A 19,487-nucleotide genomic window follows, 5' to 3' on the forward strand; every position below is an offset into this window, starting at 1 on the left:
AACTCCGGCGGATAGTTGTTCGGCACAGTGGACTCCTTCTTCCGGGAACCAGGGTTCCCCAGAGGTCAGGTGTCCACCAAACCGGGTCAACTCCAGAAATCACCAACGGTGTGGAGCCCCACCACGACATCACCGTTGATCACCTTGTGGGGGGAGCTTAAGGTCAAGCTTCTCCCCTCAACTCCCTCGAAAACAGGAGACACAAGCACGACCGCAATGCCATCCTACGGTTATGGAAGTGAACCTGCCTCAAGACCTGGGTGAAGTGCAACATGAGGTGCGGGAGGCGACTCGTGCTCTGATTCGGAATCTTCACCTCTCTCTCCCCTCACCGGTGGACGGGAGTCGACAACGAGAGGCATTCGTACCGCTCACGTCTGCTCAATGGAGGACCGTCCTTGAGGATGCTCAATTAATCAAACAGTGGCATCAGACTAAGGAAATAATAAATAGTTTAGCTTCGATCACTTCCACCTCAGGCCGAACAATCGGGAAGCGACTTCCTGGCCTAATGAGGCTACTCGCCACGGCAGCAAATAGAATTGCATATACCAAATTCGAGATCGCCAAATTTAATCCGCCCGAAAATTTCATGGACCAGAAAAGCCTATCCGAAGATCTTTGCCTATCTGTAATTCGGGTAGTGCGAGAAATGTTTGCATGCGTGAGTCAGGGATGGGAATCCCCTGCATGGCTGTCAGTTAAATCGCACGCCCTCACATCAGACACTTTAGCCAATCAATTGAGAATAATAATTTCCTCGCCTGTTAACGAAAACGAGGACGTATATGAGCGAGTCCTAGGCTTGTCGGGAGACGAGTTCAGAAAGGGTGATCCGGTAGCAGGCTGGGCACGTCTCGGAGCGGCTTGGGCCCGAGATCAAGAGAATCTTGATAAGAGATTACGTCACCAGATGCGACACCTAATCGTCGACAGCCTGTTGCCCATTACAGTTAAGCTTCGTCAGCATCTAGTCGCTCTTGCGACAGCGAATCGACCGCTGATCGCACATCATTCCGCAATTCTAGCGCGCGACTTCATAACGGATAAATTAAGAGAAGATCTAGATCACACTCGTATCGTCATTGGACGGCACGTGAAGACTGTACCCTTGATGTTGTCTGCACATCGAGGAAAGAAAAATTCATGGAAAATGTATATTGAAGCCGCCCATCCAGAAGACCAAGTGCGACCACTTTTAGACCTGTATAAGATCGTCTCGGAAGGGGATGTGAAGCGGACCGCTATCGTTGTCCTAGAGCTCCTTGGCAGGACAGTCCCCACCACGGTTACGCTGGCCACAGTCAAAGACTTACTCAGCGCCGAAGGCAACGCTCCGATGTGCGAGATGCTGGCTGCTTTAATACGTCCAGAGTGGCGCAATGCAATCGCCCATGAGGATTTCCTCTGGGATTCAGAAAAGTCGATGGCGATACTTGATGGCAAGCTAGTTAGCCTTGGTGAGCTGCTTCATACATCCATTGCGGCTATGAACATTTGTGAAGGTTTCGAACACGGAGTTGCCGTGTCCTATGCGCAAAATTCGAAGCTGAACCCTTGGGATGAAACTGTCTCTACTAGTCTTGACGGATTGACCCGCGTTCTTCAAACGATGGGCAACGTTGGCCAACCCGTACTAGACGGTCGCAAACGAGGACCCTGTATTCGGCTTGATGTACCAGATATCTCCATTGAGTCCATTCAAACATTGCTTCGAGCCATTTTAATGGCCGCACAAGTGGACAATTCGATTGACCTGTGGGAAGTTAGACAAGGGCCCGATCGACCAATACTAAATATCGACAGATTCGCTATAGAGGCGGCCTTGAAAGTCGCCAGCGGACTCTGGGAAAGTACTGACCCCACACCGTTTGCAAGTCTACCTCTAATTGCGAACGGCATGAGGAATGCGGGAGAAGATGACACCGTTTCCGCTGGAACAATTCTGGCTCTAGCCGCAGCACACGTAACCGGGGAAAGGAGTCGACTAACACCTTCTCTTGCTAGTGCAGATCCCGCAGCGAAAAACGAAATGCTCACTACCGTAAGGCTAATCTCCGACGGAGTCAACGTGGCCTCAACCTTCCTTGAAGGGGATCGACCAAAAAGGAAGTTGCTTATGTTTGCCCAAATTCTGTCCGGGGATTGCCAGTGGCATGAGAACGCCCCCCCATCTGCCCTCATATCAGGATTCTCCCCTGCCGACCGTGCTCTAAATCGGAACATGCCAGCGCACATACCGTGGATTATGCCAAGCGCAGGCCGGTAATCAGGGAGACTGCACGCTGCTGCGCACATAGCTCGTTCTCTCATCCGCCCCGCCAGCCAGCGTCATTCGATGGCAAGCGGACCCGGAGCACAGGGCCGCCAGGCCCGAGCACCGGAAGCCGCGCGGCAGCCGATCGTCCCGACCGCACGCGATCAGAACCGAAGCAGGTGATCGCCATGACGTTAAGGATGTTCTCTTCGACTCCTAGGCGCGTAGGCGGCGTGGCCGCGACCGGCCGAAGAGCCGCAGCGCGGCCGGCGACCGCCCAACGCGCGGCGGGCCGCGGAGCGGACCGCCCTTGAAGACGTAGAGAAAGTTCTCATCCACGGCTGCGGCCAGTAAATGATCTTGCTCCTGTTGGCTGCTACCGGCGTGATGGTGGGCTGCCGCGTCAGAGCCCGAGGTCACAGAGCAGGGCTTTGAGCTCCTCCGCCTGATGCTCCGATTCGGCATAGAGGGCGGTGAACGCTGACCTTTCGCTCCGGAACACTCTGGCCTCGCCGTCATAGGCGGCGAAGAGCACCCCGTTGTCCTGCCACCAGTTGTCGGCGAGTCCCTCGACCTCGGGCACGGGCGTCAGCCCTGGGAGCACATGAGTGAGAATCCGTGCTCGCCGGGCCTCCTCGCCCCGCCAGGTCCCGATCCTCTCCATCGCCTGTGCCGCGTCGGCAAGGGCGCATGCCTCGATCCACCCGGACACCGAGGAGTGGAGGGCTACCCAGTGCTCATACAAGATGCCGAATCGCCCCTGAGGGTCGACGCAGAACCAGTGGGCAACCGAGTAGTGATCCATACCGGCGCCGAAGCACCAGCTCGCTTCCTCAAGTTCGCCAAGGTCCTCTCCGTACATGACGGCCACACCGCCGTCGTAGAGAGGTACGGCCAGTTCGGGGAGGGCAAGCCCGCCCCAGCGGGCCTGGTAGTCCACCATTTTGTCGATCAGCGGCCCGCTCCTGCCCCAGCTTCGCCAGTGCTCGCGAAGTTCTTCGGCGGTCAGTACGTCCTCGCGCCGGCCCTTCTCCCGGATGAACCTCCGTGCCCGCGGCGACAGGGCCGATGGGTCGTCAAGAACGTGGAGAGTCACCGGTGCCCCGTCCGGTCATCAGTCTTCGGCAGGGCTGACGATCGATCCCTTGCCGGGCTTGGTCGTGATCAGCCCTTGCTCGCGCAGGGCCTCCATCGCCTTGCGAACGGTGACCCGGGCAACGTCGAACTCCTCCTGAAGCTTCACCTCAGAGATCAGCGTCAGGGGCGGATAGGTGCCGTCCTTGATCCGCCCGGCGACGACGTTCGCTATCTGCTCCCACTTGTAGAGCCTGGGGTCCCATTCGATCACAAGACGACTCTAGGTATGCCCCTACCTGCGAACATAGAACAGCAATTCCTAGGAATGGTGTAGACAGGATAGGACAGGTTGACCTATGGTCAGATCATGACCCCGGTGACCTACGACCTCGACGCAGTCCGCGCGGTCTTCCCCGCCTGGTCGGTGTTCCGCAGCGACGCGGGCGCCTTCTACGCCACCCGGCGCGGCGAGACGCTCACAGACCAGCAGATCGACGCCGGCCTTCAGCGCACGGTCTGCGCCGACGACCTGGCGGACTTCATCCAGCTCCTTCAGGTGCAAGAGGACCTGCGGTAGGCGGCCATGAGCGACCAGGGCCGAACCGCGGAGGGCTACCACACGCTCCACCTGGCGCCGCTGCAAGCCGCCTACGAGCGCATGACCTGGAGGCCGGCGACTCCCCGCGCGGACAGGGTCCGCATCCGCGAACACACCTGCCCGAACCACACGGTCAGCTATGAGTTCTGCCTCGGCGGGGGCCTGGCGTTCATCCGCCGGACGTACCGCTCGGACGGCGTGGTCGTGCATGAGAGCGAGTGGCTGCGCATCCGGGACGCCGAGCGCCTGTGGCTGCGGCTCCTCCTCGGACAGGCCCGATGACCGCCTTCGGATTCACCCGGAATTGAGAGGAGATAGAAATAGCGGATATGTTCTGACCGATCCGGTAACCGGAATACGCGACACGGCACGTTGAACATGCCGCGCGCAGTCGCGAGCAACTTCATCATCGTCTATTTCCGCAGGTCACGACCGACCTGCGGCTACAGGCGTTTGCCCACTGGCAGTTTTTCTGCCAGTGGTGCGGATCACCCGGCTTATCGTCGAGGCAAGCGACGACAGGGAGGGTGAACGTGGCTACCGAACAGATGACGACGGGCCAGCGGATCGCGCGGGCCCGTCACCGCAAGGGCTGGGATCAGGCCACCCTCGCGGAGAAGATCGGCCGTTCGGTCTCCTGGCTGTCGAAGGTGGAGAACGGCCGGCTGCCGCTGGACCGGATGAGCGTCGTCGGCCAGCTCGCCGAAGCGCTCGGGGTGGAGATGGCCGAGCTCACCGGTCAGCCGTACCGGCACGAGACCAACGACCTCGACTCCGGGCACTCGGCGGTCCCCGGTCTGCGCCTTGCGCTCCAGCAGGCGACCATGCCGGGCGGGGCCGCGCTCCTGGGCAACCGGGAACCGCGGGGCCTGGCCGAGCTGGAGGCGAACGTGCGGCTGGCCGAACAGCTCCGCCAGGACGCCAAGTTCACCGCCCTCGGCGAGGTGCTGCCGAGCATCATCACGGACCTGCTGCTCATCACCTCGGGCGGGACGGCCGACCGGGACCGGGCGGAGGCGCTGATGCTGCGGGCCTGCCACATGGCGCGCGTCTCCTCCAACCTCCTCGGTCACCACGACCTCGGGTGGACGGCGGTACAGCGGGAGCTCGTCGCCGCCCAGCAGGTCGGCGCTCCCGAACTCGTCGCCGCCGCGTCCTGGGACCTGTGCGGCGTCTGGCTCCACGAGGCGGCGCTTGATCCGGCGAAGAACGCGGCGCTGTCGGCGCTCGATCAGCTTGAGCCGTACGTGGGGACGGGTGACGACACGATCCGGGCGCTGTGGGGAGCGCTGCACCTGCGGGCGGCCGTCGCCTACTCGCGGCTGTGGGACCAGACCGAGGCGGAAAGCCATCTGGCCGAGGCGCGGCAGATCGCCGAGCGCCTGCCGGCGAACGGCAACGCCTTCCAGACCCAGTTCAACCGCGTCAACACGACGATTCACGCGGTCGAGGTCAGCATGGAGCTGGGGCGCCCCCGGGATGTGATCACGCGGGCGGAGCAGGTGGAGATCGCGCAGATCGCCTCGTCGGAGAGGCAGGCGCACTACTGGACCTGCACCGCGGCGGGCTACCACATGAACCGCAAGGACAACGAGGCTGTGGAAGCGCTGCTCCGCGCGGATCGCATCGCACCTCAGCACGTCCGTAACCGCCCGCTGGTCCGCAACATCGTGCGTGACCTGCGCGACAGCGGCAAGCATCGTCGTCAGCGTGAGGTCGCCGGCCTCGCCCAGGCGATGCGGCTGCCCTGACCAAAGCTCATCGGTGAGCCTGTCCGCGCTCTGGCTCTCCCCATCCATGAAGGTTCCACAGGTCGTGCTCGCGGCCTGCCTAAGCGAATGAATGGGGCACTACTCGTGGGTCTCAACGAGATCGAACGGCAGATCCTGCTACGCGAACTGGCGGAGATCGCGACCGAGCTCGCCGAGCTTCAACGGCGGGCGCTCGTGATCACTGCTCGGGTCGATCTGGACGAGTCCGGGCGTCTAGCTCGTCCAGCCTGAAGCTCAGCTTCTTGACGTGCTCGCGGATCTCCTGGAGCTGCTGGGAGATGAGAAGGAACTCCTCGCTGTGCTCCTCGTCCGAACCTCCGGTGACGGCGGGGCGCGGGGCCTCCTCGTCGGGCGTGCGGAGAACGAAGCTGCCGGACCCCTGGCGGGTCTCGATCAGTCCTTCGTCGCGTAGGACGGCGAGCGCGTTGCCGATGGTCATCATCGCGACGCCGTACTTGTCGGCGAGTTCCCGGGCCACGGGGAGCTGTTCCCCGACCGCGTACCTGCCGGCGGCTATCTCACGGCGGATGTCGTCGGCGATACGCAGGTAAGGCCGTCGCCGGTCGGTGGTGCCCATGCCTCCACAGTAGCCGTTCTAGGCATCTAGGTCTCTGGGCAACCCGTAACAAAACATGGAGGCAACCTAGCTGTGTCGGTTTACATTTCTAGATATCTAGATATCTTGATAGGCAGAACAATCATTCTCTGGAGGTCCACCCTCATGCGCAACATCCCCATCCCCGTCGACGTCTCCCGGCTCCAGTTCATCTGCGTCAAGGCACCCTGCCCCCGCGTCATCAACAGGGACACGGGCGAGATCAAGACCGACAAGGCCAGCGGCCAGACGGTCTACGAGGTCCTGTGCTCGGTGGAGGACGCCTTCGGCAAGATCGAGCTGGTCAAGGTCAGCGTCGTCGGAGAGCCCCCGGTCAGCCCCGGTGATCAGGTCAACCCGGTCGGCCTGGTGGGGTACGTCTGGGAGCTGTCCGGCCGCTGGGGCATCGCCTACCGGGCGTCGGCCATGCTGCCCGCCGCCGCGGCGGAGGTGCGCGGTGTCTGATCGCTTCCTCCTGGCGCTCCTCGATGTCCTCGTGGTTCTGGTCGTCACCGTGGCCGGCCTGTGGGCTTGGCGGCGCTGGCACTACCGGTCGTTCTGGCTGGTGGTCGGCTACCCGCTCATGGCGATCAGCGTCCGCGCCACCTGGCGGAAGGTCGCCCTCGGCTGCGGCCTGACCAAGAAGCGGCAGCGTTTCTGGTTCACCACCGTCCCCGGCCTGGTCTCCTCGACCGGCGTCGTGAAGGTCAAGCGGCGTTTCCAGCGAATCGCGGTCGACACCAAGCCGTGGATGTGGCTGCCCCTGCCCACGCGGTACGGCTGGCGCGTCACGCTCCACACCCTCGAAGGGCAGACCCCCGACGACTACCGCCAAGCGGCCGAACAGCTCGCGCACTCCTGGCGGGTGCACGCCGTACGGGTCTCCTCGCCCCGGCCCGGCCGGGTCGTGCTGGCCGCGACCATGCGTGATCCGCTGGTGCGGGTGGATGAGATCCCGCCCTCGTCGGAGCTGCTGAAGGTCACCGTGGGACGGCTGGAGACCGGCAAACCGTGGGAGATCGACTTCCGCACCGTGCCGCACTGGCTGAACGCCGGGGCGACGCAATCCGGGAAGTCGAACCTCGCCAACGCGCTCATCGTCGGCCTGGCTCCGCAGCCGGTCGCCCTGGTCGGCTTCGACCTCAAGGGCGGCGTGGAGTTCACCCCCTACGCACCCCGGCTGTCGGCGCTGGCCACGTCCCGTGCCGAGTGCGTCGGCCTGCTCGATGACCTCGTGAGCCTGATGGCCGACCGGATGACCGCATGCCGTACGGCCGGCGCCCGCAACATCTGGCAGCTCCCGCCGGACCTGCGGCCGGTGCCGGTCGTGGTCCTGGTCGACGAGCTCGCCGAGTTGTACCTGATGGCCGACAAGAGCGAGAAAGACGAGATCGCACGTACCTCGACGGCGCTGCTGCGGGTGGCGCAGCTCGGGCGGGCCTTCGGCATCTACCTGTTCTGCTGCGGCCAGCGCATCGGCTCCGACCTCGGCCCCGGCGTCACGGCGCTGCGCGCCCAGTGCTCGGGCCGCATCTGCCACCGGGTCAACGATCCGGAGACCGCGACCATGACCCTCGGCGACCTCGACCCGGCCGCGCTGGTCTCCGCCCGCGCCATCCCCGCCGAGACATCCGGGGTCGCGATCGTGGCCGGCCAGGACGGCCAGTGGTACCGCGCCCGCTCCTTCTACGTCTCCGAGCACGCGGCCGAACACGCCGCCCGCATGTACGCCGATCTCACCCCTCCTTGGAGGAGATCACCAGCGGCGCTCAGCCGATCGAGATGACCGATGACGACCTTGCCCAGTTCCTCACTCCCGCCGCCATCGTCCCGGAACCTCGGAAGGGCTGAGAGAGCATGCGACGCCTCGCCTCCTGGCTGCTGGACTCCGGTTCCGTCCTCGTCCTGGCGCTCATCGCCGGGGCCGGCTCCTTCTCCCACATCCGCCAGACCGCCGTAGAGCACGGCCAGACCGGCTGGATGGCCTGGGCCGTGGCCGTATGCGTCGATCTCACCTGTGTCATGGCCGCCCGCGAACGCCAGCGCGACAAGAAGACCGGACGCGAGCGGACCGGCCCGCTCTCCTGGCCGACCTTCATCCTCGTCGCCGGGATCGTGCTGTCCCTGGCCGCCAACCTCCACCAGGCCGAACCCTCGGTGTGGGGCTGGCTGACCGCCGGAACCCCCGCGGTGGCGTTCCTGGTGGCCGTCTCCATGCTGGAGCGGCGGGCCGCCGCTCCCAGTCCTCACCCGTCGCCGGAACCGTCACCGATGACCGCTGCGGCACCTTCGGTGCCGGCCATCGCCCCGGCCGCCGACGACCACCAGGCCGACGCTCCGGGGCCGGCCCCGGCCCTCCTCGACTACGCCCGGCGGATCGTCGACGAGCACCACGCCAAGCACGGAAAGCCGATCACCTGCGACCTCCTGCGCGCCCGCCTGGGCGTGTCCGACCAACTCGCCTCCGACCTGCTCCGCCACCTGCGGACCGCGCCGGACGCCCTGTGAAAGGAAACGCACCCATGCCCACCGACCCGACACGCCGCGCGGCGTTCATCACCGGACTGCGGGACCTGGCCGACTTCATCGAGGCCAACCCCGGCATCCCCGTCCCTCGCCAGTCGACGGCGATCACCTACTTTCCCGAGCAGGCGACGGACGCCGAAATGTGCGCGGAGGTCGACCGGATCGCCGGCCTGTGCGGCGCCCGGATCGACCCGGCACCCCTGCCGTACGGCCACTACATGATCACTCTGCCCTTCGGGCCGCTCCGCTACGAGATCGCCGCGATCCTGGCCGACGCCCGCGCCCGGTACGGCGCCCTCAGCAGCTACCACGGCTGCGTCACCCCTGATTCCGACCCGGCACACGCCGCCTGACCGAAGGACAACCACCATGCGCATCCGCCTCGACGGCACCCACGCCGAGATCACCTACAGCATGTTCCGCCTCCGCGAGATCTTCACCGTGACCTCGGTCTCGCGGGCCTACCCCGACCGCACCCGCCCCCGGAACTACCGGGTCTTCGTCAACATCATCCCGCGCGAGATCAGAGGCGCCCGATGACCGAACTCCTCCCGGTGCTCCGCTGCCGCTGCGGCACCTGCAACGGGACCGGCGTCACCGGAGACGGCGAGACCTGCCCCGACTGCCACGGGACCGGAATCGACAACCACGGCGCATAGCCGTAAGCGCCCCCCGCCTGGCCGCACAACCGCCAAGTTCCGCGCCAGGCCGGGGGCCATCCCTCACAGATCACCTCTGGATAGGACGGAACCCATCTTGCCCCACCCGCACGCCGTAGCCGGGATGGTCTCCCGGCTCAACGATCCCCACTACGCCCGCTGGGCCTCCCAGGTCCGCGCCACCGGCGGCTGCCGACAGCCGATCCACCTGCGCGGCAAGGTCCAGCACATCGACCGCGCGACCGGTGAACTCCTCCACTCCTACAGCACCCGCACCGAACCCGGCGGCGTGCTCCGGGTCCCGTGCAAGACCCGCCGGGCCTCGCGCTGCCCGGCCTGCGCCGAGGTCTACCGCGCCGACACCTACCAGTTGATCCGCGCGGGCCTGGCCGGCGGCAAGGGCGTGCCCGAAAGCGTGACCGCTCACCCGTGTCTGTTCGTCACCCTGACCACCCCGTCCTTCGGCGTCGTCCACACCCGCCGGGAGAAGAACGGCACGGTCCTGCCCTGCCACGCCCGCCGCGACGCGGCCACCTGCCCGCATGGGCGGGTCATGTCCTGCACCGCCCGCCACGGCACCGAAGAGACCTCCCTCGGCGAACCGCTCTGCCCCGACTGCTACGACTACGCGGGCTCGGTCCTGTTCAACGCCCTGTCGCCGGAGCTGTGGCGACGCTTCACCCTGGCCCTGCGCCGCCGCCTGGCCAAGACCGCGGGCCTGACCGTTCGGGAGCTGCGCGAGCAGGTGACGGTGTCCTTCGCCAAGGTCGCCGAGTACCAGCGGCGCGGCGTCGTGCACTTCCACGCCGTCATCCGCCTCGACGGCCCCGACGGACCCACCGCCTCGCCTCCGGCCTGGGCGACGGCCGACGCCCTGGCGGACGCCGTCCGGCACGCTGCCTCGGCCGTCTCCGTGCCGGTCCCGGCCGCCGAGGGTGAACCGGCGCGGGTACTGCGCTGGGGAGCTCAGCTCGACGTCCGCCCGATCACGATGGGCGGGGAACTGACCGATCAGGCGGTGGCCGGCTACATCGCCAAGTACGCCACCAAGGCCGCCGAGTGCGTCGGCACCCTCGACCGGCGCATCAGCCCCCTTGACGACCTGGACGCGCTGCCCATCCGCGAGCATGCCCGGCGGCTCATCGCCGAGTGCTTCCGCCTGGGCGCCCTCGACGGCCTGGCCGAGCTACGGCTGACCCAGTGGGCGCACATGCTGGGCTTCCGCGGCCACTTCTCCACCAAGTCCCGCCGCTACTCCACCACCTTCGGGCAGATCCGCGAGGAACGCGCCGAGCACATGCGGGCCGAAGCGGTCACCACCGGACGGCTCCCCCTCTTCGAGGAGGACACCGTCCTCGTGATCGCCGAATGGGAGTACGCCGGACAGGGCTACTCCCTCGGTGACGCGCTCCTCGCCGCAGCGTTGACCGGCGTCCCCCTGGCCGATCCCGGGGGCTCGCGATGAAGACGACGGACCGGCTCTGGACGGTGGAGGAGGTCGCCGAGTACCTCGGCGTGCCGGTCGGGACCCTCTACCAGTGGCGCTGCAAGCGGATCGGCCCACCCGGCCGGCGGATCGGCAAGCACCTGCGCTACCTCCCCGAGGACGTGTACGTCTGGGTCCGGGAGCAGACATGACCGTCTACGACCGGTGGCACAAGTCCCGCCCCGAGCCCGGAGAGGCGAAGTGCTCCGAGCACAAGCGCGTGCCGACCGCCAAGCACGGCCAGGGAGCACGCTGGCAGGTCCGCTACCGCGACGAGAAGGGCCAGCAGCTCAAGCGCAACTTCGAGCGGAAGGCCGACGCCGACCGCTTCGACGTGACACGCCGTGCCGACGAGCCGCGCGGCGAGTGGATCGACCCCAAGCTCGGGCAGACCAGGTTCCAGGTGTACGCGCAGACGTGGATGGCGTCGCGGCTGCACAAGCCCGGGACCGCGATGACCTACGCCGGGCACCTGAAGAACCACATCAACCCGGTCTTCGGCCTGGTCCCGCTGATCTCCATACGGCCCACCGCCGTGCAGCGGTGGGTGAAGGACCTCCACGTGAAGGGCCTGGCGCCGCGTACGGTCGAGACCGTCTATGTGATCTTCTCCAGCGTCATGCGCGGTGCCGTGCGGGACGGCATGATCCGCCGTTCTCCCTGTGTCGACATCCGCTTGCCGGAGCCGGACAAGACCACGATCCGGCTCCTCTCCCCCGCCGAGGTGATCGCGCTCTACCGGGCCATGCGGCCCGAGTACGCGCCGCTGGTCCTCCTGGGTGCCGCGGCCGGTCTCCGGCAGGGTGAGGCCCTCGGCCTGGCCGTCGACCGGATCGACTTCGCCGAGGGCATGCTGACGGTGGACCAGCAGGTCGTGGTGATCGACCGGCGTCCGGTGCTGGCCCCGCCGAAGACGCGGGCCTCCGTCCGCGACGTCCCGGTGCCGGCCGTTCTCGCCGACGCGCTGGCCGAGCACATCGACCGGTGCGAACCCGAGGACGTGCTGTTCCGGACGACGCGCGGCAATCTGATCCGGCGCGACTACTTCAACGCCGACGTCCTGCGGCCCGCGATCCTCGCGGCCGGGGTGCCGGCGGACATGACGTTCCACGATCTGCGGCACACCTTCGCCAGTACGGCGCTCGCCGAGGGCGTGCCGATCTCCGAGGTGTCCCGGTGGCTCGGGCACGAGTCCATCACGACGACCGTGGACCTGTACGGGCACCTGGTCCCGGAGGCCTCCGAGCGGGCGCGGACGGCGCTGGACAACGCCTTCGCCTCGGCGCTCGGGTCCGCCGGATGTGCCCCCGATGTGCCCTCTCAGGGCTTCGATCTTCCCGGGTGAGGGTTCCGCCGCAGGTCAGGGGCGGGTGGGGCGGACGAGTCGGCCTGTAGGCCGGGTTTTGTCCTTCGCTCGCGCGAAGGGGCGACCATCCATCTAGGACCGCCGTTGCCGGCGGCCTCAAGCGGTCTACCCGCGCGGCTCGGGCGGGCCGCCCTCAGGCGCCGCGCGCGGGACGCCCCGGAGGGCGTCCCTTCTTGACCTTGCTCCGGGTGGGGTTTACCTAGCCGCCCACGTCACCGTGGGCGCTGGTGGTCTCTTACACCACCCTTTCACCCTTACCCCCCTCGAGGAGGGGCGGTCTGCTCTCTGTGGCACTGTCCCGCGGGTCACCCCGGGTCGGCGTTACCGACCACCCTGCCCTGTGGAGCCCGGACCTTCCTCGGCGGGCCTTCGTGAAGACCCGACGCGGCCGCCCGGCCGGCTCGTCCGCCGTACCGCCAAGCTTAGCGGCTCCCGGACGGGCCCCACCCGGACGGCGGGCCCGCGGGCTCGCATCCTCGCCGTCAGCGCAGGTGCGAGGTGTCGTTGAACGCCTTCACCACGGCGGGCCCGTCGGCGTAGTACTCGATCACCGAGACGCAGGCCAGGTCGAGGTGCATGCGGTACAGCGCGGCGGGCGGAGCCAGCAGCGCGAACCGGAGCAGCGTCTTGATCGGCGTGACGTGGGAGACGGCGAGGACCGTCCTGCCCTCGTATCGTTCGGCGATCCTGTCCCCGGCCGCCCGCACCCGCCGGGCCACCGTCTCGAAGCTCTCCCCGCCCGGCGGCGCGACGGATGGGTCGGCGAGCCAGGCCGCGAGCTCGTCCGGCCAGCGCCGCTGGATCTCGGTGAAGGTGCAGCCCTCCCAGTCGCCGAAGTCGGCCTCCCGCAGGTCCTCTTCGACGGTCACCTCCAGGCCGGTCCTGGCGGCGACGGCCTCGGCGGTGGTGCGGGCCCTCCGGAGAGGGGAGCTGACGATCACCTGCACGCCGTACGGCTCCCGCGAGAGCCTGTCGGCCGCGGCCTCGGCCTGGGCGACGCCGTCGGGGGTGAGCTCGGGGTCGCCGAGCCCGGAGAAGCGGCGCTCGACGGAGAGCAGGGTCTCGCCGTGGCGGAGCAGGACCAGGGTGGTGGCGGCGGTCGCGGGGGGCCGCCAGCCGGTGCCCCTGGCCGCGGCCGCGGGGGCGTCCGATGCCGCTTCGGAGACGTCCGTGGAGTCGAAGAGGGACTCCTGCGCCATTCCCTCCCCCGCGGTCCGGGACCGGGCGGTCACCGCCTGCGTGCCGGGGCCCGCGTCCGCGGCGCCGGAGACGGCCGCCCCTCCTCCGGAGCCCGGGAGCCCGTCTCCGGAGGCCGGCGGGCCTGCGGCGGGACGGCCGGGGACGGCGGAGGCCGCCGAGTGCCAGGGGAGGCCCTTCGCGGCGGCGTCCATGGCCTCGTTGGCCAGCCGGTCGGCCTCCCGGTTCTTCTCCCGGGGGATCCAGCGCCAGGTGACCCGGAGCCTGCGGGCCAGCGCCCCGGCCTCCATCGCGAGCGGGCGCAGCCCCTCGTTCTTGATCTTCCAGCGGCCGGCCATCTGCTCGATGACCAGTTTGGAGTCCATCCGGACCTCGGCCGCGGCCCCGTCACCGGCCAGTTCCAGCAGGGCCCGCAGGCCGGCGACCAGCCCGCGGTACTCGGCGACGTTGTTGGTGGCGGTGCCGATCGCCGCGGCGTCCTCGACGAGGATCTGGCCGTCGGCGGCGTCCCTGACCACCGCGCCGTACCCGGCGGGCCCGGGATTGCCCCGGGATCCGCCGTCGGCCTCGACGACGTAGGAGGTCACAGGCCCGACTCGGGCGTGCGGACCAGGATCCGGCGGCACTCCTCGCAGCGGACCACCTCGTCGTGCGCGGCGGCCTTGATCCGGTTGATGTCGGCGATCGACAGGCTCGTCCGGCAGCCGAGGCAGCGGCCGCCCTGGAGCATCGCGGCGCCCACGCCCGACTGCTCGCGGAGCTTCTCGTACAGCGCCAGCAGGTCGGCGGGGATGTCGGCCACGACGGCCGCGCGACCGCCCTTGACCTCCGCGCTCTCCTTGTCGATCTCGGCGAAGGCGGCGTCCCTGCGGTCCTCGGCGGCGCCGCGGGCGGCGGCGAGCTCGTCGCGCTCCGCGGCCAGCTTCGCCACCTGCGCGTCGGCGCTCTCCCTGCGCTCCATGATCTCCAGAACGACCTCCTCCAGGTCGCCCTGGCGGCGGGCCAGCGAGACGATCTCCGACTGGAGGCTGGCCAGGTCCTTCGGCGAGGAGACCTGGCCGGAGTCGAGGCGCTTCTGGTCCCGCTCGGCGCGGATGCGGACCGAGTCGACGTCGCTCTCGGCCTTGGCCTGCTCCCTGGCGAGGTCTCCCGCCTCGGTCTCGGCGGCGATCACCTGGGTCGCCAGCCGGGCCACGCGGGCGGCGAGCTCGTCGATCTCGGCCAGCTCGGGCAGGGTCCGGCGGCGGTGGGCCAGCCGGTCGATCACGGAGTCGAGTTCGGCCAGGTCGAGCAGGCGCTTCTGGGCTGCCGGGGCTGCTTTCACCAGTTATCTCCAGCGGGGAGGCCCCGGCCTTCAGGCCGGGGAGAAAATACGGAACGGGTGGTCATAGTGGCTTCCTCAATCGTGGTGTAGCCGTAGCCGTCGGCTCTTTGCAGCAGCCGCACGTGCCGGTGGCCGATGCCTTGGACCAGACCGCGGACGGTGCTGATATTGAAGTAGCCGGTGGTGCGGACCGCGACCCGCCCCGTATGGACCCCGGCCTTCTTTCCCGCCGGGACGACCGCCCGGACCAGGTCCCCGGTGTCGCGAACCCGTGTATCTGCTTGACGCGGAGCAGCCGCAGCCGGGGAAACCCGTAACGGTTCGGCGCGGTGCGGGCGTAGGAGCCGCGCCCGGTCGCGGCTGCGGTGAGTACGGCTGCCGGCCAGGCGGTGACGTTCCCCAGGTCGCCGACGTGCAGGGCGTCCAGGGTATGGGACTTGGGTGCACCGGTCCGCGAACGGTTCCACTTGGTCCGTCCACCCGAGCCGGTGTACACGGGCAGGCCGGCCTCCACCCCTGGCACGACCGACTCGGCCACCGTGCGGTCTGTGAGGCGGATGACGAACGGCGTGTGCCGGTGAACCACCGCTCGCCCTGAGGCCAGGAGTTTGCGGGCGCGGGCCGGATGGCACGGCATCAACGGATCGCCGTTCTTGTCCAAAACGAAAACATGTGGGGCGGTAAGGCCCCGGTCTCCCTCGGCGGCCGTGGCCGTCTCGGGGTGACGCCCGTGCGCGCGGGTGCGGCGCGTACGGGTCTCCCCTCGCCCATGTCCGATACCCGGTACCCGACCGTTTCCGGTCAGATCTGCACGGGCCGTTCCGTCCCGACCCGGGGTGTCTGCTCCCGTGCATTCCAGAGCGGCGGGCTGAGGAAGCACCCGCCGGTGGGTCCGCTGTCGTGCATCGGACGTAGCCATCAATGGCACCTCCATTCGCTGATGGCTGGGGCTGGTCAATGCGGGCTTGAGATCTCGGCAGAGCCGAGATCTCAAGCCCCGGCCTTCAGACCGGGGGTCCTTGACGTGAGTTCCTCGCACTTTGCTGTTGTGATCCAGGCGTCCGTGACCGTCTCGGAGACGCGCGTCTCAACATTAATCCCACCGGCGGCCGTCCCGGACGTCAGCAGCCGCGCCGCCTCGGCCAGCCAGGGCCACTCGGTGGCCCAGTGCGCCGCGTCGACCAGGGCGGGACCGCTGCCCGCCTCGATGAACTCGCTCGCCGGGTGGTGGCGCAGGTCGGCGGTGAGGAACACGTCCACTCCGGCGGCGCGGGCCGTGCCGAGCAGGGAGTCGCCCGCTCCGCCGCTCACCGCGACCCGCAGGACCTCGCGGTCGAGGTCCCCGGCGACGCGCAGCCCGCCCGCCGTGCCGGGCAGCCCGGCGGCGGCCTGCCGCACGAAGTCGCGCAGGGGCATGGGGGACGGCAGGGAGCCGATGCGGCCGAGGCCGCGCCGGGGGTCGTCCGCGGAGGGGCTCAGCGGGACCAGCGGGCCGGTCAGGCCGACCGCGCGGGCCAGGGCGTCGGAGACGCCGGGGTCGGCGACGTCGGCGTTGGTGTGGGCGGTGTAGAGGGCGACGTCGTTCTTGATCAGGGTGTGGACCAGGCGGCCCTTGAAGGTGGTGGCGGCCACGCTCGTGGTGCCGCGCAGGTAGAGCGGGTGGTGCGTGACGATCAGGTCGGCGCCCCAGGAGAGCGCCTCGTCGGCGACGGCCGCCACCGGGTCCACCGCGAACAGGACCTTCCTCACCGGCTGGGACGGGTCGCCGCAGACGAGCCCGACCGCGTCCCACGACTCCGCCCACCGGGGGTCGTACCGGGATTCGAGCTCTCTGATGACGTCGGCAAGCGTAGGCACGTGCGCAGACTACCGGCCCGTCCCCGGGGCGGGCGCGGATCCCGCCCCCGGGGGCGCGGGCGCCCCCGGGGATCCCGGCCGGGAAGGACCCCGGGCGGCCTGTTCCCGAGCGGGCGCGGATCGCCTAGTGTAAGTGAATCCTGACTTCCCCCCGGAGGGCTGCGCAATGGGTCCTGCTGTCGCGATCATCGGTGCCGGGTTCGGCGGGCTGTGCATGGCCATCCGGCTCCAGCAGGCCGGCATCGACTCCTACACGGTCTTCGAGAAGGGCCACGACGTCGGGGGCACCTGGCGCGACAACACCTATCCGGGAGCGGGCTGCGACATCCCCTCCCACCTGTACTCCTACTCCTTCGAGCGCTACTCCAGCTGGACCCGCCGCTACCCCGGCCAGCCGGAGATCCTCGCCTACCTGGAGATGTGCGCCGACAAGTACGGCGTGCGCCCGCACCTGCGGCTGAACACCGAGGTCGTCTCGGCCGCCTTCGACGAGGCGCTGGGCAGGTGGCGGGTGCGCACCGACGGCGGCGAGGAGCTGTTCGACGTGGTGGTCTCGGCCGTGGGCCAGCTCAACCGGCCGCACCTGCCCGAGATCCCCGGCGGGTCCTCCTTCGCCGGCCCGTCGTTCCACTCCGCCCGCTGGGACCACGCGACGGACCTGACCGGCAGGCGGGTGGCCGTGATCGGGAGCGGGTCGTCGGCCGCCCAGCTCATCCCGCCGGTGGCCGAGGCCGCCGCGCACCTGGACGTCTTCCAGCGGACCCCCAACTGGGTGATCCCCAAGCCGGACGCCGCGTTCGGCCCCCTGACGCAGACGGCGTTCCACCGCGTGCCGCTCGTGCAGCGGGCCTACCGCGAGTGGATCTACCGTTACGCCGAGGGCACCCTCTACCAGGCCCTCGCGGGCGGATGGAGCGCCGGCCTGCTGCGCAAGCGCGCCCTGGAGCACCTGAACGACCAGGTCCCCGACGCCGGGCTGCGGGCCAGGCTCACCCCGGACTACCCGATCGGCTGCAAGCGGGTCATCATCGACAGCAAGTTCTACCCCGCGCTGACCCGGCCGGACGTGGACGTCGTCACCGACCGGATCACCCGGATCGTCCCGGAGGGCGTGGAGACCTCGGCCGGGCTCCGCGAGGCCGACGTGATCGTCTACGCGACCGGTTTCCGGACCACCGATTTCCTGTCCCCGGTCGAGATCACCGGCAGGCAGGGCCGCCGCCTCGGCGACGAGTGGAAGGACGGCGCCGAGGCCTACCTCGGCATCGCGGTTCCGCACTTCCCGAACCTGTTCCTGCTCTACGGGCCCAACACCAACCTCGGCCACAACTCGATCGTCTTCATGATCGAGTGCCAGGTCCGCTACATCATGGGCTGCCTGCCGTACCTGGCGGACCGGGGGCCGATGGAGGTGCGGCCGGAGGCGATGGAGTCCTGGCGGCGGAGCCTGGAGCGGGCCATGGACGGCATGGTCTGGCAGGCGGGCTGCGCGAGCTGGTACAAGAACGCGGCGGGCCGGGTGACCAACAACTGGCCGGGCCCGACCCCGCTCTACCGGCGGCTCACCCGGGCGCCGCGCCCGGCGGCGTTCCGCTTCGCGCGCTGAGCGGCGGGACGGGCGCGGGCCGGATGTCACGGCGCCGCCGGGCCGGTAGGGTCCCGGACACAGCCACCGTGAGGAAGGACCCGCCCGTGTCCGCCGCCGCCGACCTCCACCACGACGCCGTCGTCGCCGACACCCACAACGACCTGCTGATGGCGGTGACGGCCCGGCCGCCGGAGCGGTGGGCCCCGTTCTTCCGCGAGCGCTGGCTGCCCCAGCTCCGCGAGGGCGGGGTGGACCTGCAGGTGCTGCCGGTCTTCGTCGACGAGCAGTACCGGCCGGAGGGCGCGCTCCGGCAGACCCTGCGCATGATCGAGTGCGCGCACGCGCTGGCCGAGGGCAACGCCGACGAGGTACGGCTCTGCACGGACGGCGCCGAGGTCGACCAGGCGCTCGCCGAGGGCAGGATCGCCCTGGTCCTGGCGCTGGAGAGCATGCCGGGCCTGGACGCGAGCGTGGAGCTGCTGCCCACCCTGCACCGGCTGGGCGTGCGGATCGCCTCGATCGCGCACTGGGGCCGTACGGCTCTGGCCGACGGCAGCGGCGAGGACGCCACCGGGAGCAGGCTGACGGCGGCGGGCGTGGCGGCGGTCCGGGAGATGGAGCGCCTGGGGATGATCTTCGATGTCTCCCACCTGGGCGCGGCGGGCGTCGAACACGTGCTGGAGCTGGCCTCCCGCCCGGTCGTGGCGACCCACTCGTCGGCCCGCGCCCTGCGCGACCACCACCGCAACCTGACCGACGAGCAGATCCGGGGCGTCGCCGCGACCGGCGGCGTGGTCTGCGTGAACTTCCTGGCGGCCTTCCTCTCGGAGGACCCGGCCGAGTACACGGCCGACCGCCTGGTGGACCACATCGCGCACGTCGCGGGCGTCGCCGGGATCGACCATGTCGGGCTGGGCCCCGACTTCGTCCGCGAGGTCCTGCACGACGTGACCCCGCCCTGCTGCGAGTTCAGCGTCAGCGGCCTCGACGTGATGGCGACCGTGCCCGGCCTCGACGGGCCGCGCGGCCTGCCCCTGCTCACCGAGGCGCTGGACAAGCACGGCTTCGCGGAGGAGGAGATCGTCAAGATCCTCGGCGACAACGTGCTGCGCCTGTTCCGCGCGGAGCTGGGCAGGCCCGCCTCCGCGTGAGGGACGGCCGCGGACCGGCCCCGCCCGCGTGCAG

At 68.7% G+C, this 19,487-nt stretch carries 22 protein-coding genes and 1 other RNA gene; 15 read left to right on the forward strand and 8 right to left on the reverse strand.

Annotation, left to right across the window (positions count from 1 at the left end; translation table 11 throughout):
• The first annotated feature begins 511 nt into the window (after positions 1-511).
• Positions 512-2,269, forward strand: a complete 1,758-nt coding sequence (locus FHS22_RS29085) for a hypothetical protein (RefSeq protein ID WP_184946872.1) — start codon at positions 512-514, stop codon at positions 2,267-2,269.
• Positions 2,270-2,660: 391 nt separating this feature from the next.
• Here the strand turns inward: FHS22_RS29085 and FHS22_RS29090 are convergent, their stop codons facing one another.
• Both FHS22_RS29090 and FHS22_RS39390 read right to left on the reverse strand, forming a co-directional pair.
• Positions 2,661-3,353 carry a hypothetical protein gene (locus tag FHS22_RS29090; protein ID WP_184946874.1) on the reverse strand — a complete coding sequence of 231 codons (693 nt, stop codon included), beginning with the start codon at positions 3,351-3,353 and terminating at the stop codon, positions 2,661-2,663.
• A gap of 18 nt (positions 3,354-3,371) precedes the next feature.
• Positions 3,372-3,605, reverse strand: a complete 234-nt coding sequence (locus tag FHS22_RS39390) for a GntR family transcriptional regulator (protein ID WP_184946876.1) — start codon at positions 3,603-3,605, stop codon at positions 3,372-3,374.
• A 96-nt stretch (positions 3,606-3,701) separates the two neighbouring features.
• Here FHS22_RS39390 and FHS22_RS29100 point away from each other — a divergent pair, with 96 nt between their 5' ends.
• The 3 genes from FHS22_RS29100 (at position 3,702) to FHS22_RS29110 (ending at position 5,683) form a co-directional block, all read left to right on the forward strand.
• Entirely contained in the window at positions 3,702-3,911 is a 210-nt protein-coding gene (locus FHS22_RS29100) for a hypothetical protein (protein ID WP_184946877.1), read from the forward strand.
• A 6-nt stretch (positions 3,912-3,917) separates the two neighbouring features.
• The gene (locus FHS22_RS29105) at positions 3,918-4,214 is read left to right on the forward strand and encodes a hypothetical protein (RefSeq protein WP_184946879.1); all 297 of its coding nucleotides are present in this window, start codon (positions 3,918-3,920) and stop codon (positions 4,212-4,214) included.
• A 251-nt stretch (positions 4,215-4,465) separates the two neighbouring features.
• A complete protein-coding gene (locus tag FHS22_RS29110; protein WP_184946881.1) occupies positions 4,466-5,683 on the forward strand; it encodes a helix-turn-helix domain-containing protein in 1,218 nt (405 codons plus the stop codon).
• Positions 5,684-5,882: 199 nt separating this feature from the next.
• On the opposite strand, the gene FHS22_RS29115 is transcribed toward FHS22_RS29110, so the two are convergent.
• Entirely contained in the window at positions 5,883-6,281 is a 399-nt protein-coding gene (locus FHS22_RS29115; protein ID WP_184946883.1) for a GntR family transcriptional regulator, read from the reverse strand.
• A gap of 144 nt (positions 6,282-6,425) precedes the next feature.
• Between FHS22_RS29115 and FHS22_RS29120 the strand changes: the two genes are divergently transcribed.
• From FHS22_RS29120 to FHS22_RS29155, 9 genes are all read left to right on the forward strand, one after another.
• Positions 6,426-6,764 carry an SCO3933 family regulatory protein gene (locus FHS22_RS29120; protein ID WP_184946885.1) on the forward strand — a complete coding sequence of 113 codons (339 nt, stop codon included), beginning with the start codon at positions 6,426-6,428 and terminating at the stop codon, positions 6,762-6,764.
• On the forward strand, positions 6,757-8,085 hold the full coding sequence (locus FHS22_RS29125) for an FtsK/SpoIIIE domain-containing protein (protein WP_338048004.1): 1,329 nt from the start codon (positions 6,757-6,759) through the stop codon (positions 8,083-8,085). Before FHS22_RS29120 ends, FHS22_RS29125 begins: the two co-directional genes overlap by 8 nt.
• Positions 8,086-8,156: 71 nt before the next feature.
• Positions 8,157-8,807 carry a DUF2637 domain-containing protein gene (locus tag FHS22_RS29130; protein WP_184946887.1) on the forward strand — a complete coding sequence of 217 codons (651 nt, stop codon included), beginning with the start codon at positions 8,157-8,159 and terminating at the stop codon, positions 8,805-8,807.
• Between the two features lie 14 nt (positions 8,808-8,821).
• Positions 8,822-9,178, forward strand: coding sequence for a hypothetical protein (locus tag FHS22_RS29135; RefSeq protein ID WP_184946889.1), 357 nt, complete (start codon positions 8,822-8,824; stop codon positions 9,176-9,178).
• 16 nt (positions 9,179-9,194) lie between these two features.
• Positions 9,195-9,365: a hypothetical protein gene (locus FHS22_RS29140; protein ID WP_184946890.1), complete on the forward strand. Its 171-nt coding sequence runs from the start codon at positions 9,195-9,197 to the stop codon at positions 9,363-9,365.
• Positions 9,362-9,484, forward strand: a complete 123-nt coding sequence (locus tag FHS22_RS38510) for a hypothetical protein (protein WP_260408405.1) — start codon at positions 9,362-9,364, stop codon at positions 9,482-9,484. Before FHS22_RS29140 ends, FHS22_RS38510 begins: the two co-directional genes overlap by 4 nt.
• 97 nt (positions 9,485-9,581) lie before the next feature.
• Positions 9,582-10,949 (forward strand): replication initiator, encoded by a 1,368-nt coding sequence (locus FHS22_RS29145; RefSeq protein ID WP_377296086.1) that lies wholly within the window; start codon positions 9,582-9,584, stop codon positions 10,947-10,949.
• Positions 10,946-11,122, forward strand: coding sequence for a helix-turn-helix transcriptional regulator (locus tag FHS22_RS29150; RefSeq protein WP_184946892.1), 177 nt, complete (start codon positions 10,946-10,948; stop codon positions 11,120-11,122). The genes FHS22_RS29145 and FHS22_RS29150 overlap by 4 nt, the downstream gene beginning before the upstream one ends.
• Entirely contained in the window at positions 11,119-12,315 is a 1,197-nt protein-coding gene (locus tag FHS22_RS29155) for a tyrosine-type recombinase/integrase (protein WP_184946894.1), read from the forward strand. The genes FHS22_RS29150 and FHS22_RS29155 overlap by 4 nt, the downstream gene beginning before the upstream one ends.
• A gap of 31 nt (positions 12,316-12,346) precedes the next feature.
• Here FHS22_RS29155 and rnpB read toward each other — a convergent pair.
• The 5 genes from rnpB to FHS22_RS29180 form a co-directional block, all read right to left on the reverse strand.
• Positions 12,347-12,740: RNase P RNA component class A (rnpB, locus tag FHS22_RS29160), an RNA gene on the reverse strand.
• 78 nt (positions 12,741-12,818) lie between these two features.
• A complete protein-coding gene (locus FHS22_RS29165) occupies positions 12,819-14,120 on the reverse strand; it encodes a bifunctional RNase H/acid phosphatase (RefSeq protein WP_184946896.1) in 1,302 nt (433 codons plus the stop codon).
• Positions 14,117-14,857: a zinc ribbon domain-containing protein gene (locus tag FHS22_RS29170; protein WP_184946898.1), complete on the reverse strand. Its 741-nt coding sequence runs from the start codon at positions 14,855-14,857 to the stop codon at positions 14,117-14,119. The genes FHS22_RS29165 and FHS22_RS29170 overlap by 4 nt, the downstream gene beginning before the upstream one ends.
• Positions 14,858-14,918: 61 nt before the next feature.
• A complete protein-coding gene (locus FHS22_RS39695) occupies positions 14,919-15,791 on the reverse strand; it encodes an RRXRR domain-containing protein (protein ID WP_420830028.1) in 873 nt (290 codons plus the stop codon).
• Between the two features lie 56 nt (positions 15,792-15,847).
• Positions 15,848-16,714 carry a Nif3-like dinuclear metal center hexameric protein gene (locus FHS22_RS29180; protein WP_184946907.1) on the reverse strand — a complete coding sequence of 289 codons (867 nt, stop codon included), beginning with the start codon at positions 16,712-16,714 and terminating at the stop codon, positions 15,848-15,850.
• A 166-nt stretch (positions 16,715-16,880) separates the two neighbouring features.
• On the opposite strand from FHS22_RS29180, the gene FHS22_RS29185 reads away from it, so the two are divergent.
• Positions 16,881-18,320: a flavin-containing monooxygenase gene (locus FHS22_RS29185; RefSeq protein WP_184946908.1), complete on the forward strand. Its 1,440-nt coding sequence runs from the start codon at positions 16,881-16,883 to the stop codon at positions 18,318-18,320.
• A gap of 86 nt (positions 18,321-18,406) precedes the next feature.
• Positions 18,407-19,453, forward strand: coding sequence for a dipeptidase (locus FHS22_RS29190; RefSeq protein ID WP_338048005.1), 1,047 nt, complete (start codon positions 18,407-18,409; stop codon positions 19,451-19,453).
• Positions 19,454-19,487: the final 34 nt, after the last annotated feature.

Source organism: Thiemannella venezuelensis, assembly GCF_014203605.1.
Lineage (GTDB): Bacteria > Actinomycetota > Actinomycetes > Streptosporangiales > Streptosporangiaceae > Planomonospora_A > Planomonospora_A venezuelensis.

Coding starts and splice junctions, on each gene's coding strand:
- FHS22_RS29085 (WP_184946872.1), top strand. CDS start 512: ATGAGGCTACTCGCCACGGCAGCAAATAGAATTGCATATACCAAATTC.
- FHS22_RS29100 (WP_184946877.1), top strand. CDS start 3,702: ATGACCCCGGTGACCTACGACCTCGACGCAGTCCGCGCGGTCTTCCCC.
- FHS22_RS29105 (WP_184946879.1), top strand. CDS start 3,918: ATGAGCGACCAGGGCCGAACCGCGGAGGGCTACCACACGCTCCACCTG.
- FHS22_RS29115 (WP_184946883.1), bottom strand. CDS start 6,281: ATGGGCACCACCGACCGGCGACGGCCTTACCTGCGTATCGCCGACGAC.
- FHS22_RS29120 (WP_184946885.1), top strand. CDS start 6,426: ATGCGCAACATCCCCATCCCCGTCGACGTCTCCCGGCTCCAGTTCATC.
- FHS22_RS29130 (WP_184946887.1), top strand. CDS start 8,157: ATGCGACGCCTCGCCTCCTGGCTGCTGGACTCCGGTTCCGTCCTCGTC.
- FHS22_RS29135 (WP_184946889.1), top strand. CDS start 8,822: ATGCCCACCGACCCGACACGCCGCGCGGCGTTCATCACCGGACTGCGG.
- FHS22_RS29140 (WP_184946890.1), top strand. CDS start 9,195: ATGCGCATCCGCCTCGACGGCACCCACGCCGAGATCACCTACAGCATG.
- FHS22_RS38510 (WP_260408405.1), top strand. CDS start 9,362: ATGACCGAACTCCTCCCGGTGCTCCGCTGCCGCTGCGGCACCTGCAAC.
- FHS22_RS29150 (WP_184946892.1), top strand. CDS start 10,946: ATGAAGACGACGGACCGGCTCTGGACGGTGGAGGAGGTCGCCGAGTAC.
- FHS22_RS29155 (WP_184946894.1), top strand. CDS start 11,119: ATGACCGTCTACGACCGGTGGCACAAGTCCCGCCCCGAGCCCGGAGAG.
- FHS22_RS39695 (WP_420830028.1), bottom strand. CDS start 15,791: ATGGAGGTGCCATTGATGGCTACGTCCGATGCACGACAGCGGACCCAC.
- FHS22_RS29185 (WP_184946908.1), top strand. CDS start 16,881: ATGGGTCCTGCTGTCGCGATCATCGGTGCCGGGTTCGGCGGGCTGTGC.